Below are 14,426 nucleotides of genomic sequence, written 5' to 3'. Positions count from 1 at the left end.
TGATCAGGGTCCCGGCACGCACGCGGGCGCGCCCGGCGGCACCGTGAGGGTGACGCGGGTCAGACCGGGACCCGGGAAGTGAGGATGGCCCGGGCGCCGCGCACAGCGGCGGCCTCCACGACAGTCATCGACTCACCTCCTCGTCCCTCGGTCCGGTCACGGAACCGATCCCTCGGTCCGGTCGCCCGGGCCGGTCCTTCGGTCCGGACGGCGACGGTAGCACGCGGGCCGGCGCCCCGGCCGGATGCGGCTTGCGGCGGGGCACCGGGCGCGCGGGCGGCCGTCAGGGGGCCGGGGTGAAGACCAGGGTCGCGTTGTGGCCGCCGAAACCGAAGGAGTTGGTCAGCGCGGCCCGTACGGCGGTGCGGCGGGTGCCGCCGGTGACGACGTCGAGCTTCACCTCCGGGTCGAGGGTGTCGACGTTCAGCGTGGCGGGCACGACGCCGTCCCGTACCGCGAGGATCGTGGCGAGCGCACCGAGGGAGCCCGCGGCGCCGAAGAGATGACCGGTCATCGACTTGGTCGCGGTGACGGCCGGGTGGGTGCCCACCGCCTCGGTGACCGACTGCGCCTCGACCAGGTCGCCCTTGGGCGTGGAGGTGGCGTGGGCGTGCACGAGCCCGATGTCCTGGGGCGCGAGCCCGGCGTCGGACAGCGCCCGGCGCATGGCGCGCACCTGGCCCTCGGGGTGGCCCGCCGTGATGTGGAAGGCGTCCGAGGTGACGCCGGCCCCCGCGAGCGTGGCGTGCGCGCGGGCGGTGCGGGCCGCGGCGAATCCGGCGCGTTCCAGTACGACCACGGCGGCGCCCTCGCCGATGACGAACCCGTCGCGGTCCACGTCGAACGGGCGGGACGCCAGCGACGGCTCGTCGTTGCGCGTGGAGTGCGCCTTGGCCTGCGCGAAGCCCGCCATCGTCAGCGGGCAGACGCATGCCTCGGCGCCGCCCGCGACGACCACGTCGGCGCGGCCGAGCCGGATCAGGTCCAGGCCCATGGCGATCGCCTCGGCGCCGGAGGCGCAGGCGCTGACCGGGGTGTGCGCGCCGCCGCGCGCGCCGAGTTCGATGCTGACCCAGGCTGCGGGGCCGTTGGCCATCAGCATCGGGACGGTGTGCGGTGAGACCCGCCGTACGCCGGAGGTCTCCAGGACGTCGTCCTGGCCCAGCATGGTCAGCGCGCCGCCGGTGCCCGTGCCGATCACCACGGCCAGCCGCTCGGGGTCGACGCCTGGCGCGCCCGCGTCGGCCCATGCCTCGCGCGCGGCGACCAGCGCGACCTGCTGGCAGCGGTCCATCCGGCGGGCCTGCACCCGGTCCAGCGCCGTCGTCGGTTCCACCGCGAGCCGGCCGGCGATCCGGCCGGGCAGCGAGGCCGCCCACTCCTCCTCGATCGGGCCGATGCCGGACCGGCCGGCCAGCATCGCGTTCCAGGTCGACGCGGCGTCGCCGCCGAGCGGGGTCGTGGCTCCCAGGCCGGTGACCAGAACGTTGTCGGTATCCACACTCATGGACGAGCCCCCTTTGTAGTGGTGAGACAACCCGCTGGACGGCCGATCGAGTTGGCAGCCGGGCGGGCCGTCGGGTTGTCTACCACTCTGCCAAGGGATTGATCGCCCCACAGGTAACGTGATCAACCGAGTCCCGCGGACGGGACTTGTAAGGTTCCGCCATACGCGGGGACAAGACCGGCACCTGCCGCGAGGGGCCGCCGGGTGCCGGTGGGAGAGACTGACCGGGACGTGTCGGCCGGTGACAGGAGGGGCGGAAGATGAAGCTGCGGTGTGCGGTGCTCGACGACTACCAGGGGGTCGCGCTGTCCATGGCGGACTGGTCCACGGTCGCCGGGGACGTCGAGGTGCGGGCGGTGCGCGAGTACTTCGGGGACCGCGACCGGCTGGTCGAGGAGATCGGGGACTGCGAGATCCTGGTCGCGATGCGGGAGCGGACGCCGTTCCCCGAGGAGCTGTTCGCGCGGCTGCCGCGGCTGCGGCTGCTGATCACCTCCGGGATGCGCAACGCCTCGATCGACCTGACGGCCGCGGCCCGGCACGGCGTGACGGTGTGCGGTACGGACAGCAACACCGAGCCGCCGGTCGAGCTGACCTGGGCGCTGCTGCTGGGCCTCGCCCGCGGCATCGTGCGGGAGAACACCGCGCTGCGCGAGGGCGGCCCGTGGCAGAGCACGGTGGGCGCGGACCTGTACGGGCGGCGGCTCGGGCTGCTGGGCCTGGGCAAGATCGGCACGCGGGTCGCGGCGGTCGGGCGGGCCTTCGGCATGGACGTGACGGCCTGGAGCCGGAACCTCACGGACGAGCGGGCGGAGGCGGCGGGGGCGCGGCGCGCGGCCTCCCTCGAAGAGCTGCTGGAGAGCAGCGACTTCGTCTCCGTGCACCTGGTGCTCGGGGAGCGCACGCGGGGGCTGATCGGCGAGGCGGAGCTGAAGCGGATGCGGCCGACGGCGTACCTCGTCAACACCTCGCGGGCCGCGCTCGTCGACCAGGACGCGCTCGCGACGGCGCTGCGCGAGGGCTGGATCGCGGGCGCCGCCACCGACGTGTTCGACCAGGAGCCCCTGCCGGCGGACCACCCGTACCGCTCCCTGCCGAACCTCCTGGCCACCCCGCACCTGGGCTACGTGACCCGCCGCAACTACGAGGTCTACTTCCAGCAGGCGGTGGAAGACATCACGGCATTCCTCGCGGGCACACCGGTACGGCAGCTGGGCTGAGGCCGCACGGCGGCCTCACGGCCCGCCTCCTCCTGACAGGCGCCGGACATGCGGGTCGCGGGGGCTCAGGAGGAGAGGACCAGGGTCCAGGAGTGGGGGTGGCCGTGGAGGGTGGTGACGGAGAGGGGGAGGACGTCCAGGTGCCAGTAGGCGTGGGGCGGGACGCGGAGGGCGTAGATGACGGCCGCGCGGATGACGCCGGGCTCGGCAACGGCGAGGGCGGTGCCGTCGTCGCCGACCGGGCGGGTGTCCAGCCAGCCGCCGACGCGGGAGATGAAGGCCAGCAGGGACTCGCCGCCGTGCGGGGCCGCGCGGGGGTCGGCGAGCCAGGCGTCGACGGCCTGCGGCTCGGCGGCCGCCACCTCGCGCAGCGTGCGCCCGCGCCACCGGCCCATGTCGCAGTCGCGCAGCGCGGGCTGGACCAGTGGGGTGAAGCCGAGCAGTTCACCGGTCTCGCGGCTGCGGGCCGAGGGCGAGCAGTAGCGCAGCTCGGCGGCGGCCAGCGGGCTGAGGGCCGGGGCGACCCGCTCGACCTCGTGCCACCCCGGCGCGTCGAGCGGCCGGTCGTCGTCGAAGCGGGCTTCGAGCAACGAGGAGCTCCGCCCGGCAGCGACCAGCGTGAGGCGAACAGTCATTCGGTGATGGTAAGAGCGCCGGCGCCGCCGTGAACCCTCAACTCACATATTTACGGGGCATGTTCGGAATCTACGCCCGGAGCGTGACCTTCCGCCCCGGGGGCCGGGCCGGCGGCAGGGGCCGCGCCGGTCTCGGGTGCGGCGGGCGCGGTGCGGTCCTCGGTGCCGTACGTCATCCACGTGCCGGTGTCGGTGACCCGACGGAACCCGGCGCGTTCGTACACGCCGTGCGCGTCGGCCGTGGCGAGCATGATCCGGCGCAGCCCGCAGGGCGCGAGGTGGTCGCGGACGGCGCGGGCCAGCGCGCCGCCCAGTCCCCTGCCGCGCGCGGCGCGGTCGATGTAGACGTCGCAGAGCCAGGCGAAGGTGGTGTGGTCGGTGACCACCCTGGCGTACCCGACCTGGCGGCCGGACGCCGTCTCGTAGACCCCGAAGTTCAGCGAGCCGTCCATCGCCCGGTCCTGGCGCTCCCTGGGCCTGCCCGCCGCCCAGTACGTGTCGGTGGCCAGCCAGTGGTGGACCAGGTCGCGGTCCAGGCGGGCGGGGTCGGTGGAGATGGTGTAGCCGTCGGGCGCCGGCAGTTCCCGGGCGGGTGTGCGGATCATGCCGGGAGCCTGGCAGACGGCCCCGACGGCGTCGAACGGTTTCCCGCCCGCCCGCCTGGGCACCGCTCGCGGCACGCGGGGCGCCGCGCGCACGGACCGCCCGCGCGGGCCCCGCGGACCGCGCACGGGCCGGGCACGCGGCGGGGCCCGGCGGGTGTGCCGCCGGGCCCCTCGGTAGCGGTCGCGGTCGCGGTCAGTCGGCCGCCAGGTCCCGGTGGCGTACCTCGCAGTCGGGTCCGGGCGACATGATCGATTCGTGGCCGTCCTCGAAGCGGACGCGGTACGGCGGGGTCCCGCTCTCCCCGAGCACTTCGACGACCTCGGCGACCCGGTCGTGCTGCCCGACGATCCTGCCGTGCATCAGCAAACGGTCGCCTTCCTTGGCCTCCATCAGAGGTGACCTCCATCCGGATGGTCGGGGTGCGCCCGGACGTGCCGGCCGCAGTCGTCGTGGGCACGGTGCCGGTGCCGCCGGGAACCGCGCCCGTACGGCCAGTCTAGGCCCGGTGGCCGCTCCGGGCGCCGTTCGTGACCGGCCAACGGGCGGCCCCGGCGTCCTCAGCGCGGCGGCCGCACCCGCGACCGGTAGTGGTCGGCCACCACCCGGGCCATCGCCCCGGTCCGGTCCGTGGCCACCTCCTTCGCCGAGAAGTAGACGTTGCCGCGCACCTGCTTGTAGCGCTGGTCGAAGGTCAGGTGGCGGGAGAGCTCCGCCGGGTCCTGCCAGGCGGCCGGCTGGGCCGGGTCGCCGGCCTTGTAGAGCGCCTCGCCGATGTACAGGTGCACCCGGGTGCCGTCCACGGTCCTGGCCCACCACGGCACGAGCTTGGCGTAGTCGGCGGCCGCGAAGCCGATGTTCCAGTACACCTGCGGAAGGATGTAGTCGAGCCAGCCCTCGCGGACCCACTTGCGGGTGTCGGCGTACAGATCGTCGTAGGTCTGTACGCCCGCCCGGGTGTCGGAGCCGGCCGGGTCGGTGGCCTTGTTGCGCCAGACGGCGAACGGGCTGACGCCGAAGCGGGCGGTGCGCCGGGTCGCCCGGACCCGCTCCCCCAGCTCGCGCACCAGCTGGTCGACGTTGTCCCGCCGCCAGCTCGCCCGGTCCGGGAAGGCGCCGCCGTACCGCGCGTAGGCGGCGTCGTCGTCCAGCGTCCGGCCCGCCACCGGATAGGGGTAGAAGTAGTCGTCGAAGTGGACGCCGTCCACGGGGTAGCGGCGCACCGCGTCCATGATCGCGTCGAGGACGAAGGCGCGGACCTCGGGCAGGCCGGGGTTGTAGTAGAGCTTGCCGCCGTAGGCCAGGACCCAGTCGGGGTGCAGCCGGGCCGGGTGGGTGGGGACGAGCTTGCCCGGGTCGGCGTGGTTGGCGATGCGGTACGGGTTGAACCAGGCGTGCAGCTCCAGGCCGCGCGCGTGCGCCTCCCTGATGGCGAAGTCCAGCGGGTCCCAGCCGGGGTCGCGGCCCTGGACGCCGGTGAGGTACTGCGACCACGGTTCGTAGGGCGAGGGCCAGAGCGCGTCGGCCGTGGGGCGGACCTGGAAGAGCACCGCGTTCAGCCGGGCGGCAGCGGCCTTGTCGAGGTAGGCGGTCAGCTCGGCCTGCTGCTGCGCCGCGGTCAGGCCCGGCTTCGACGGCCAGTCGCGGTTGGCCACGGTCGCCAGCCACATCCCCCGGAACTCCGGCCGGCGCCCGTTCGCGTCCCCCGGCCCCCGCCCGCGTCCCGCGGTCCCGACGGCCTCGCCGGACCCGCCCGGGGTGCTCGCCGCCGCCCCCGGTGTCCACAGCGCCGAGGACGCCAGCCCCAGCGCGGTCACGGCGAAGCCTCTTCGGGTGATTCTTCCTATTCGTCGCATGCCATCACCCCAATCCGTCCGGTACGTCCGGCTCTCCACGCTCAGAATGCCCGCCCCGCCCGCCCCTGCGCACCAGCGCGCGGAGTAACGTCGGGGCCGAGGCGGGCGTCGGACCCTTACGGCCCCGCCGGTCCCGAAGATCAGCGAAAGGCACGATGTGACCGACATCGAACGCGTCGGAGTGGTCGGCTGCGGCCAAATGGGCGCTGGTATCGCGGAGGTATGTGCCCGGTCCGGCCTGGAGGTCAAGGTCGCCGAGACCACCGGCGAGGCCCTGGAGATCGGCCGCACCCGCCTCATCAACTCGCTCGACAAGGCCGCCGAACGCGGCAAGCTCACCCCCGCCGAGCGCGACGCGACACTCGACCGCCTGAGCTTCACGACCGACCTGGGCGAGTTCGCCGACCGCGATCTGGTCATCGAGGCGGTCGTGGAGAACGAGCAGGTCAAGACGGAGATCTTCCAGGTTCTCGACCAGGTCGTGACCCGGCCTGACGCGATCCTCGCCTCGAACACCTCCTCGATCCCGCTGGTGAAGCTGGCCGTCGCCACCTCCCGCCCCGAGCGGGTCCTCGGCATCCACTTCTTCAACCCGGCCCCGGTGCAGAAGCTCGTCGAGATCATCCCGGCGCTGACCACCGGCGAGGACACCATCAAGCGCGCCGAGGCGCTCGTCGAGAACCACCTCGGCAAGCACGCCATCCGCGCCCAGGACCGGTCCGGCTTCGTGGTGAACGCGCTGCTGATCCCGTACCTGCTGTCCGCCATCCGGATGTTCGAGTCGGGCATCGCCAGCCGCGAGGACATCGACAACGGCATGGAGCTCGGCTGCGCCCACCCGATGGGCCCGCTGAAGCTGTCGGACCTGATCGGCCTGGACACCGTCGCCTCGGTCGCCGACTCGATGTACGAGGAGTTCAAGGAGCCGCTGTACGCCGCTCCCCCGCTGCTGCAGCGGATGGTCGACGCGGGCCGGCTGGGCCGCAAGACCGGCTCCGGCTTCTACCCGTACTAGGGATGCGGCGGCGCCACCAAGTGGCGCCGTTCAGGGGCCACTTCACCCAGGTCAGTACCGACAGTGGCGCTGACCTGGGTGGTTCTCACTGTCCTCCACCGGGTCCTCATCCATGCAGCCGCGACCGGCCAACTCAATCCGCACCGGGACATGCCCCGGTGAGCGTCACCGCCCGACAGAAAACCGGCCTTGACCTGGGGCTTTGCGTCTTTCGGAGCTGTCAGGGCCTTTCCCGCTTACTCAGCGGAAAATCCCTGGAAAGTCCCTGGGACAGAGCTGAAAGTCCCTGAAAAATCCCTGGTGAGCACCGGTTCGGAGCGACCCGACCAGAGTCGTGGGGCCCCATCGGCAGTGCGGGCGAGCGGGAGCTGAACCGGTTGCATCCTGGGAAGTCGTGTACGGGTTCGACCCGATCCGGGGGTTGCTCCGACATTGGGTGCGCCCGCAAAGACGAACGGCCACCGGCTGATCTTTCAAGACGACCAAGTCTTCGCAGGACTTCCCCATCAGGTCCGGGGCGGCCTTGGAGTCGTGCACGTCGGTCGGGGTGACGCTCACTTCCAGCAGCAGGCCCAGGCTGTCGGTGAGCACGTGGCGCTTGCGCCCGTCGCGCAGCTTGCCTGACGCGGGGCGTTCTATCTGCTGAGGACTACCTAAACGTGATCCTGGTCAACGCCCGGCACGCGAAGGCGGTGGCCGGCCGCAAGACGGATTTCACCGACGCCGCGTGGCTGGTGCCAGCTGGCCGAGTGCGGGCTCCTGCGGACCTCATTCGTGCCGCCGGAGCCGATCCGCCACCTGCACGAACTCACCCGGCTGCGGACTCTGCTGTCGATGGAGCGGCCCCGGACCGTCCAGCGGCTGGAGAAGCTCTGGAGGACGCGAGCATCAAGCTGTCCCGCGTGGCTACCGACATCATGGGCGTCTCGGGCCGGGCGATGCTGGGGGCCCTGATCGAAGGGGACGCAACTCCGAGGTGCTGGCCGTGATGGCCAAGGCCCGGATGCGCCCTCGAATCCGGGACCTCATCGAGGCGCTGACCGGCCGGTTCAGCGAGCACCACGCCTTCGTCTGGCGGATGCACCTAGACCTCTACGACCACCTCACCGCGCAGAACGCGCAGGTCACCACCCGCATCGAGGAGGCCACCGAGCCCTTTCTGCCGCAGCTGACCTGGCTGGAGGCCATCCCCGGGGTCAGTCGCCGGGTCGCCGAGGCGATCGTTGCCGAGACCGGTGGGGACATGAGCCGCTTCCTCTCGGTCGGCCACCTCACCTCCTGGGCGGGAGTCTGTCCGGACAACAACTAGTCCGGCGGACGGCGCAAGTCCGGCAAAACCCGGCACGGCAACAAATGGCTCGGGGCCGCGCTGGGCACGGCGACCATGACCACCGCCCGCGCCAAGGACGCCACTTACCTTGGAGTCTCTACCGCCGCCTGGCCGGACGGCGCGGCAAGAAGCGGGCCCTGGTCGCCGTCGAGCACTCCATGCTCGTGTCGGTCCGGCACATGCTCAGCCACGACATGGACTACCACGACCTCGGCGGCGCGCGCTTCCTCCAGTTCGCCCCGCCCGCGCCGCCCGCCAGGCGGCACGCCGGCTCCATCAACTCGGCTTCCAAGTCGCCCTCACCCCCCGCCGACGCCGGCGTGACCCGGGACGCATCACAGTGGTAGCCATTGGGCTTCTCGTTGTTTTCGGGTCAGACTTACGCGCTTGCTACGCGCGGTAACTTCGATGTTCCGAGGAGGGATCCATAGCGGTGGGTGCATCCTGGCCTGGTGAGTGATGTCATCCCCTACGCGGTCGCGGTACGCAACGCGGCTGAGGTACTGCTGCGCGCGTTGGTCGTTCGCGACTTTCTCCCGGCTCGTATTGCTGCTCAGCGCGCCCACGTCTCTGGCGGGCATACTGTTGAGGAACTGGAAGCTCTGATCGTGGAGCGCCGTGAGGTCTCCATCGCCGCTCGAATGTGCATGGCGCGTGGCGACCACGGGTTCTTCGATGCCGACCCGGTACGTACCTCTGTCGCCAACGGGATCGATCGGGCTTCCGAGCAGATCATTCGTGAGCGGGCGCAAGATAACGCATCGCGCTCCGCTGTTCCTTCTCGTAGAGCTCGGTCCGTGCCGAACAGGGGGCCTCGGAAAAAAGTTGATCCAGTCGATGAGCCGCTACCTGAACTGGCGTTCATGACGATCCGCGAGGTTGCTCGAATGGCGTGGGGCGAGGACCTTGGGGTCGCCACCCCCGCAGAAGCGGAAGAGCTGATCCGTACAGAGCATGCCGCCCGCATGGCCTCATACCGCAGCAGGTGCCCGCAGGCTTGTCCATTAACTCAAGGCGAATGTCGTCCAGTCGCCAGAGACGAGACACCACCTGAGTGGTGATGACCGTAAAAGCGTCTCAATAACTCTTGCCAACCGCCAAGTCGCCGCTGGCGAGAACGGTCCTCTCCAGAGATGCCCCGCCTCCCTCCCCTGGCCAACTTCGTCATGCGGAGCAGGGCCACTGCGCTCGATACTGTTGCGAGCTTTTTTGTTTGCCCTGCTGACAACAAGGTACGCAACGCCAGCCTTACAAACGTCTACTTCTCAGACGATACCCACACCGTTCATATGCTCGTTCAACTCTCTGAGGCACTTCCTCGCGTCAGGGGCGATGCTGTCTCTCAGCGATGACCCAGCATGGGACGCGCTGCAGGCAGAGAGAGTGACGTGCGCGGCCGGTGCCGACTCGGCGACCGTGCAGCCGACGGCCCGTAGAAGCCCCGGGAGAAGGAAGCCTAAATCGCAAGCGCTTCACGGCAGGGCGGGGGCAGGTCCGCGCGGGCCGTTGTGCAGCCGCGACCGGCCCACTGCTGGCTCGCCGCCCGGCCGCCAGGCCCGCATTCGGCGATGCCTAGCCTCCGTCCCTGGTCTCACCTGCATATACGCCTACAGCGTTCCTCTTCTTGACGTCCCGTGTTCTATGGTGGAGGTGGGGCTCCGGGGGAAGCGCCGCTCCGGAGGGACATTCAGTGGATGCGGTGCAGTGTCGTAACGCGAGGGGCGGGCGCATGAGGTTCGACGCGAGCGGTATCGGCTCGACCACACCACTGGGAACAGCCCGAACAGATGGCAGTGAGCCGACCGCCGGTCACAGTCGCCTGACTCAGCGGACTGCACGCGAGCAGCGCAGCGTCGTCGGCCGCCGCGCCTCCTGGCCCGCACCGATTGCAAGTCACGGGGCCGCCTCATGACCAAGGACGTCATCGCTCTCACCAACCAGCTGCCGGACGCGCGGACCCTCGCGGCCGCCCTGCTGTCAGGCGGACCTGACCTGCGGTTGCAGACCCTGGGCAGGGGGCGGTGGTGCAGCTGACCGATGACGAGGGACATCCTCTGGTCTCCATCGAGACCCCGATGCTGCTTGCCGTGCCGCACGAGGCGCAGCGTCTTCTCGGTGTGCAGGCGGATCAGTTGGGCGAGTCGGTGTGGTGGACCGAGGTCCGGGCGACGGTCGCCACGGAGCAGGCCCAGCGCCTTGCCGGGGTCGCGGCCGGGCGCCTGGTCGCCGTTCTGGGTGGCGTGCTGTGGCCGTCGGAGGCCGCAGACGGGGGCATCGGTGTCGTCGACACCCGCGACGTGGCAGCTCCTCCCCCGCCGCATCCTGGGCAGCCGGCGGTGGATGTCCTGACCGACGCGGCGGCCGTGCTCTTTCAGGACCGTCCGGTGCTCGCGCTGTCCTCCTGGCTCGGCAATGCGCTGCTCTCTGCTGCGGCGGAGGGGCGTGAGGTACAGGTCGTCACCCCGCCGCAGACGCTGCTGACGCTCCCCGCTCGCCTCGCTCTGGCGGAGGCCCGGGGGCGCTGGGTGGTGCGGGAGGAGGCCAGGGGGTACTTCGACGGTCTGACCGGAGCGGTGCTGGGCTGGCAGGGCGACCGCTTCGCCCCCGCTCCCGAGGGCTCCGGTGAGAGCGGTGGTGCCGGTACGGCGGCGGGCTTCGCCCCGGTGCCCAATCCGGACGAGCGTCAGCTGCTGCTGTCCCTGCGTACCTGCCACCGGGCCGATGAGCAGCTGGTGCTCGGCGGCGCGCTGGAGGCCGCCTGGCAGCACCTGACCGGGTCCGCCCCGGCCGCCTGGGGCACGGCCGAGCCGGCTGGCCTGCCCTGGTCCCGGCGCAACCTCACCGCCTTCGCCCGCGAACGCGCACCCCGCCCGACCCGACTGGTGGTGGTCGGCGCGCCCGAGCACCCGGCCATCGCCACCGTGCACGTGCTGCGCACCGCGGACGGGGTGGAGGAGGACATCCACCTCGGCATCGGCTACGGCAAGGACGAGCCCCCACCCTTGGACGCGCTGGCCGGCCTCGCCGATGAGCTGGCCTCGCGCCACCATCTGCGCTCGGCCCTGTTCCAGGTGCGCACCGGGCGGCGGGATGTGAACGCGCCCGCGAGTTTCGAGCCGCCGCCCATCCCGCTCGCCCTGGCGCTCGGCGCGGAGGAAGAGGAATACGGGCGGACGGCCGGCGCCCGCGGCGATGCGGTGCCGCTGCCCGAGCCGCCGCGGGCCATCGGGGCGCGGCGCCGGCCAGGCCGGTACTTCTCCCTGGGGGAGGCCGACTCCCCCACCAACTGGGCAACGCTGCGTGCCCTGATGGCGCATCTGCGCAGCCAGAACACATGACGTAGAGGACTTCTCACCGCAGAGAGATCAGTGGCGGAAGGCGGAGCGCGTATGGACCCGGCGTGCTCCGGCTGGAAATCGGGGGATCATGACGAAATGGAACATCGACCCGGCGGGCGTGGGCCGCATCGTCGGGGAGGCCGGGCGCATCGCCGGGCATTTCCAGGGCGAGCTCAAATCCCTCGGTTCGCATCTGGAGAGTGCGATGAAGGCGGCCGGGACGCTGGACTTCGGGGGCGGGAGCGAGACGCCTGAGGTCGGCCTGGTGGGCATAACCCTCGGGCAGTACACCGCGACCCGGCAGAACGACATCGCCTTCATCGTGGCCCGCGCGGAGAGGTCGCTGCAGGGCGCGGTGGATGCCACCGAGGAATACAACAAGGGGGATCTGGACATGGCGGCCAACGCCCAGGACAAGGCGCTGCGGGCGCCCTCCATCGATCTGGGTGGCCCGGGGAAGAAGGGCGCCAAATGATCGACCCCCATGCCATCCCCCAGTTCAAGGGGGATCTGGAGCAGTTGGAGAAGGACGCCACCGCGCTGCGGAAGCAGGCGGGGAAGTTCCGCACCACCGGCGCGGATGTGCACTCCAAGTTCCAGAGCCTGTCGGGGGTCTACCACGCCCCCGAGGCCCAGCAGCTCTTCGATACCACCATCCCGGTCCGGGACATGTCCGACGACTTCGCCGATGACCTGGAGAAGATCGCCACCGCGCTGTCGGACTACGCCGGCGAAGTCCGCCCCATCAGGGACAAGCTGCGGCGGCTCAAGCACCAGGCGGCGGCCTTCGTGGAGAAGGTCAAGGGTGATGAGCACTGGAAGGACGACGAGAAGAAGATCGCCGAGCACGCCGACCTGCTGCACCAGGTGAACACGGCGGTCGCGGCGTTCCAGGCAGCCGAACGCCGCGCGGCCAACACCATCGGCGACCTCTTTGCCGGCTCCACCCACTACCGGGCCGAGGACGGCTCGGGCAAGAAGGGCATGTACGGCTACCGGGCCGGCGACCTGGACAAGGCCAAGAAGCTGCCCTGGGGCAGCCCGGAGGAGGAAACCCACCGCGCCTGGGAGCTGGATTACTGGGGCGCGAAGGCGGTCAAGGGCTTCGCCGTCGACGGCTTCGGCGGCGACGTCGACGGCATCCTCACCCTCTTCGGCAAGCACGGCGGCGACAAGGCCTCCCAGGCCTGGGGACAGCTGGGTGACACCCTCAGCGGCCTGGGCCAGTACACGGCCTGGCCGTATGACTGGGCGATGTCCAAAATCCTCGGCGGCGGCAACGGCGACAACGCACAGAAGAAGGCCTTCCGCGACGCCATGAAGGGCTTCGTGGCGTGGGATGAGTGGGACAAGGACCCGGTCCGCGCCGGCGGCCAGGTCCTGTACAACATCACCCCCTTCGGCCTGGCCGGCAAACTCGGCAAGGCTGCCAAAGGCACCCGCCTGGCAGAGGTCACCGGCGTCGCCAAAGCCGCCGACTCCCTCATCGACGGCACCAAGGCCGCCCGCGCCGCCCTGCCCAAAGCCTCCGACGTGCTCAAGGCCGTCAAACGCCTCCCCCACTGGGGCGAGACGCCCCACCTGGACCACACCCTCCACGCCGCCGACGACCTGGCCCACACGCCACACACGGGCGGAGGCGTACGCCTGCCCGACCAGGCCGGACGCCCGCCGATGAAGTTCGAGGAGGACGGCAGCCTCCGCCACGCGGAAACCGGCGAGCCGCTCCAGAGCATCGACCAGGTCAGAAGGGAAGGCGAACACCCTCAGCAGTCCCTGCCCGAGGACCACCCCGCCCACGAAAGGGCACCCGAGCGCGAGAAGGTCACGGTCGGCGCGGACCACGAACCACCACACGCGCACGCCGGCACGGGGGCATCTCCGCCCGCCACGAGCCTCCCACCGGCGGACACAGCGGCAGTCACGACATGGGCGGGCACAGCAGCCCCTCAGCCGGAGGGCACGGCGACAGTCCCTCCGGCAATCACGGCGGCAGTCCGGGTGCGGGCGGGCACCACGGTCCCTCGACCGGCGGACATGGCGATTCCCCCTCCAGCGGCCACAGTGACGGGCACGCGGGCGGGCACGGCGGTCTGCCGGCCGGCAACCATCACGGCGGCCCTGACGCGCCTGCACACGACGGGGCAGGCGGTGGTGACCACGGCGGCCCTGATGCGGAAGCTCCACATGGCGGCGGAACCGGCGGGACGGGGCATGTTGCTCCAGTGGGGGGCCTGGCGGACATCGATTCCTCCAGGTACAGCAGGGTTGCTGATGAGTTCTCACAGGCGAAGACCGGTCCCCTTAAAGCGGAGCAGGAAGCCCCGCTGCTCGCCGAACTCGACCGCGCAGAAATGCCTCGTCAGGATCAGGAGCTTGTGCTCCGTGCCCTGCGCAAGGATCCCTATGGAGCAGGTGTAGCCGATCTCATCAACCGAGGGCATCTGCGCGGGGCGGAGAACTACGACGGGATCCTGAGCTCGTGTAAGAAGGGGCCGTCCCGGAGCGATCCGCATGGCAGCATGGTGCCGGCTGCCTATATGGCACTGACCCATGCCACCGAGCTGCAGAGCCGAGGTATCACGCACCTGGGGTTTGAGTTCGGGAAGGAGACCGACCCCTGGGACCTCGATGTGTACACACGGGATGCTAGCGGAGACATCGACTACGGTTATCAGCTCAAGGACGTCAACTCGATCAATAAGATAAAAGACCGCGCGTCCTCGGCGGCGAAACAGTTGCAGTACGAGCCGATGCGTCACGGCGTGGCCATCCTGGATGTGCATCAGCCGATTTCTCGCCTCACCTCCAAGGTCTTCGCGGTGGCCGAGCGTGAGGCCAGGAAGTCTGGCGCAACTTTCCTGCTGCGCTTCGAGGACGGAGCCATCACCATTCCGCCCAACGGCTCGATCTTCCCGTAAG

16 protein-coding genes are annotated in these 14,426 nt (G+C 70.8%); 10 read left to right on the top strand and 6 right to left on the bottom strand.

Going from position 1 to position 14,426, the window contains the following annotated elements:
- Window positions 1-283: 283 nt before the first annotated feature.
- Complete coding sequence (locus C3486_RS02415; RefSeq protein WP_181138414.1) at window positions 284-1,507, bottom strand: beta-ketoacyl synthase; 1,224 nt, start codon at window positions 1,505-1,507, stop codon at window positions 284-286.
- Between the two features lie 260 nt (window positions 1,508-1,767).
- On the opposite strand from C3486_RS02415, the gene C3486_RS02410 reads away from it, so the two are divergent.
- Complete coding sequence (locus tag C3486_RS02410; protein WP_103830836.1) at window positions 1,768-2,727, top strand: D-2-hydroxyacid dehydrogenase family protein; 960 nt, start codon at window positions 1,768-1,770, stop codon at window positions 2,725-2,727.
- A gap of 65 nt (window positions 2,728-2,792) precedes the next feature.
- Here C3486_RS02410 and C3486_RS02405 read toward each other — a convergent pair whose 3' ends face one another.
- The 4 genes from C3486_RS02405 to C3486_RS02390 form a co-directional block, all read right to left on the bottom strand.
- Entirely contained in the window at window positions 2,793-3,362 is a 570-nt protein-coding gene (locus C3486_RS02405) for a histidine phosphatase family protein (protein WP_103830835.1), read from the bottom strand.
- A 50-nt stretch (window positions 3,363-3,412) separates the two neighbouring features.
- The gene (locus C3486_RS02400) at window positions 3,413-3,967 is read right to left on the bottom strand and encodes a GNAT family N-acetyltransferase (protein WP_103830834.1); all 555 of its coding nucleotides are present in this window, start codon (window positions 3,965-3,967) and stop codon (window positions 3,413-3,415) included.
- Between the two features lie 193 nt (window positions 3,968-4,160).
- Window positions 4,161-4,358 (bottom strand): DUF1918 domain-containing protein, encoded by a 198-nt coding sequence (locus C3486_RS02395; RefSeq protein WP_103830833.1) that lies wholly within the window; start codon window positions 4,356-4,358, stop codon window positions 4,161-4,163.
- Window positions 4,359-4,525: 167 nt separating this feature from the next.
- On the bottom strand, window positions 4,526-5,821 hold the full coding sequence (locus C3486_RS02390; protein WP_103830832.1) for a glycoside hydrolase family 10 protein: 1,296 nt from the start codon (window positions 5,819-5,821) through the stop codon (window positions 4,526-4,528).
- 157 nt (window positions 5,822-5,978) lie between these two features.
- Between C3486_RS02390 and C3486_RS02385 the strand changes: the two genes are divergently transcribed.
- Entirely contained in the window at window positions 5,979-6,836 is an 858-nt protein-coding gene (locus C3486_RS02385; RefSeq protein ID WP_103830831.1) for a 3-hydroxybutyryl-CoA dehydrogenase, read from the top strand.
- Between the two features lie 240 nt (window positions 6,837-7,076).
- Here the strand turns inward: C3486_RS02385 and C3486_RS37830 are convergent, their stop codons facing one another.
- Window positions 7,077-7,451, bottom strand: coding sequence for a hypothetical protein (locus C3486_RS37830; RefSeq protein WP_258052552.1), 375 nt, complete (start codon window positions 7,449-7,451; stop codon window positions 7,077-7,079).
- Between the two features lie 373 nt (window positions 7,452-7,824).
- Here C3486_RS37830 and C3486_RS02375 point away from each other — a divergent pair, with 373 nt between their 5' ends.
- The 8 genes from C3486_RS02375 (at window position 7,825) to C3486_RS02350 (ending at window position 14,425) form a co-directional block, all read left to right on the top strand.
- A complete protein-coding gene (locus C3486_RS02375; protein ID WP_258052551.1) occupies window positions 7,825-8,145 on the top strand; it encodes a transposase in 321 nt (106 codons plus the stop codon).
- A 179-nt stretch (window positions 8,146-8,324) separates the two neighbouring features.
- Window positions 8,325-8,513, top strand: coding sequence for a hypothetical protein (locus tag C3486_RS02370; protein ID WP_103830829.1), 189 nt, complete (start codon window positions 8,325-8,327; stop codon window positions 8,511-8,513).
- A 105-nt stretch (window positions 8,514-8,618) separates the two neighbouring features.
- Window positions 8,619-9,227, top strand: a complete 609-nt coding sequence (locus C3486_RS36885) for a hypothetical protein (RefSeq protein ID WP_146074940.1) — start codon at window positions 8,619-8,621, stop codon at window positions 9,225-9,227.
- Between the two features lie 847 nt (window positions 9,228-10,074).
- Complete coding sequence (locus C3486_RS37825) at window positions 10,075-10,200, top strand: hypothetical protein (protein ID WP_258052545.1); 126 nt, start codon at window positions 10,075-10,077, stop codon at window positions 10,198-10,200.
- Window positions 10,191-11,504, top strand: a complete 1,314-nt coding sequence (locus C3486_RS02365) for a DUF6177 family protein (protein ID WP_258052544.1) — start codon at window positions 10,191-10,193, stop codon at window positions 11,502-11,504. The genes C3486_RS37825 and C3486_RS02365 overlap by 10 nt, the downstream gene beginning before the upstream one ends.
- An 88-nt stretch (window positions 11,505-11,592) precedes the next feature.
- Entirely contained in the window at window positions 11,593-11,979 is a 387-nt protein-coding gene (locus C3486_RS02360; RefSeq protein ID WP_219822170.1) for a DUF6507 family protein, read from the top strand.
- The gene (locus tag C3486_RS02355; protein WP_103830828.1) at window positions 11,976-13,925 is read left to right on the top strand and encodes a hypothetical protein; all 1,950 of its coding nucleotides are present in this window, start codon (window positions 11,976-11,978) and stop codon (window positions 13,923-13,925) included. Before C3486_RS02360 ends, C3486_RS02355 begins: the two co-directional genes overlap by 4 nt.
- On the top strand, window positions 13,883-14,425 hold the full coding sequence (locus C3486_RS02350; RefSeq protein ID WP_146074939.1) for a hypothetical protein: 543 nt from the start codon (window positions 13,883-13,885) through the stop codon (window positions 14,423-14,425). Before C3486_RS02355 ends, C3486_RS02350 begins: the two co-directional genes overlap by 43 nt.
- Window position 14,426 lies beyond the last annotated feature (1 nt).

It is taken from the genome of Streptomyces sp. Ru73, from assembly GCF_002920575.1.
In the GTDB taxonomy this organism is placed as follows: Bacteria; Actinomycetota; Actinomycetes; order Streptomycetales; family Streptomycetaceae; genus Streptomyces.
Note: the sequence above shows the minus strand (reverse complement) of the source record. Positions and strands in the feature narration are given on the sequence as shown.

Coding starts and splice junctions, on each gene's coding strand:
- C3486_RS02355 (WP_103830828.1), top strand. CDS start 11,976: ATGATCGACCCCCATGCCATCCCCCAGTTCAAGGGGGATCTGGAGCAG.
- C3486_RS02370 (WP_103830829.1), top strand. CDS start 8,325: ATGCTCGTGTCGGTCCGGCACATGCTCAGCCACGACATGGACTACCAC.
- C3486_RS02395 (WP_103830833.1), bottom strand. CDS start 4,358: ATGGAGGCCAAGGAAGGCGACCGTTTGCTGATGCACGGCAGGATCGTC.
- C3486_RS37825 (WP_258052545.1), top strand. CDS start 10,075: ATGACCAAGGACGTCATCGCTCTCACCAACCAGCTGCCGGACGCGCGG.
- C3486_RS02415 (WP_181138414.1), bottom strand. CDS start 1,507: ATGAGTGTGGATACCGACAACGTTCTGGTCACCGGCCTGGGAGCCACG.
- C3486_RS02375 (WP_258052551.1), top strand. CDS start 7,825: ATGGCCAAGGCCCGGATGCGCCCTCGAATCCGGGACCTCATCGAGGCG.
- C3486_RS02360 (WP_219822170.1), top strand. CDS start 11,593: ATGACGAAATGGAACATCGACCCGGCGGGCGTGGGCCGCATCGTCGGG.
- C3486_RS02410 (WP_103830836.1), top strand. CDS start 1,768: ATGAAGCTGCGGTGTGCGGTGCTCGACGACTACCAGGGGGTCGCGCTG.
- C3486_RS02400 (WP_103830834.1), bottom strand. CDS start 3,967: ATGATCCGCACACCCGCCCGGGAACTGCCGGCGCCCGACGGCTACACC.
- C3486_RS02405 (WP_103830835.1), bottom strand. CDS start 3,362: ATGACTGTTCGCCTCACGCTGGTCGCTGCCGGGCGGAGCTCCTCGTTG.
- C3486_RS02390 (WP_103830832.1), bottom strand. CDS start 5,821: ATGCGACGAATAGGAAGAATCACCCGAAGAGGCTTCGCCGTGACCGCG.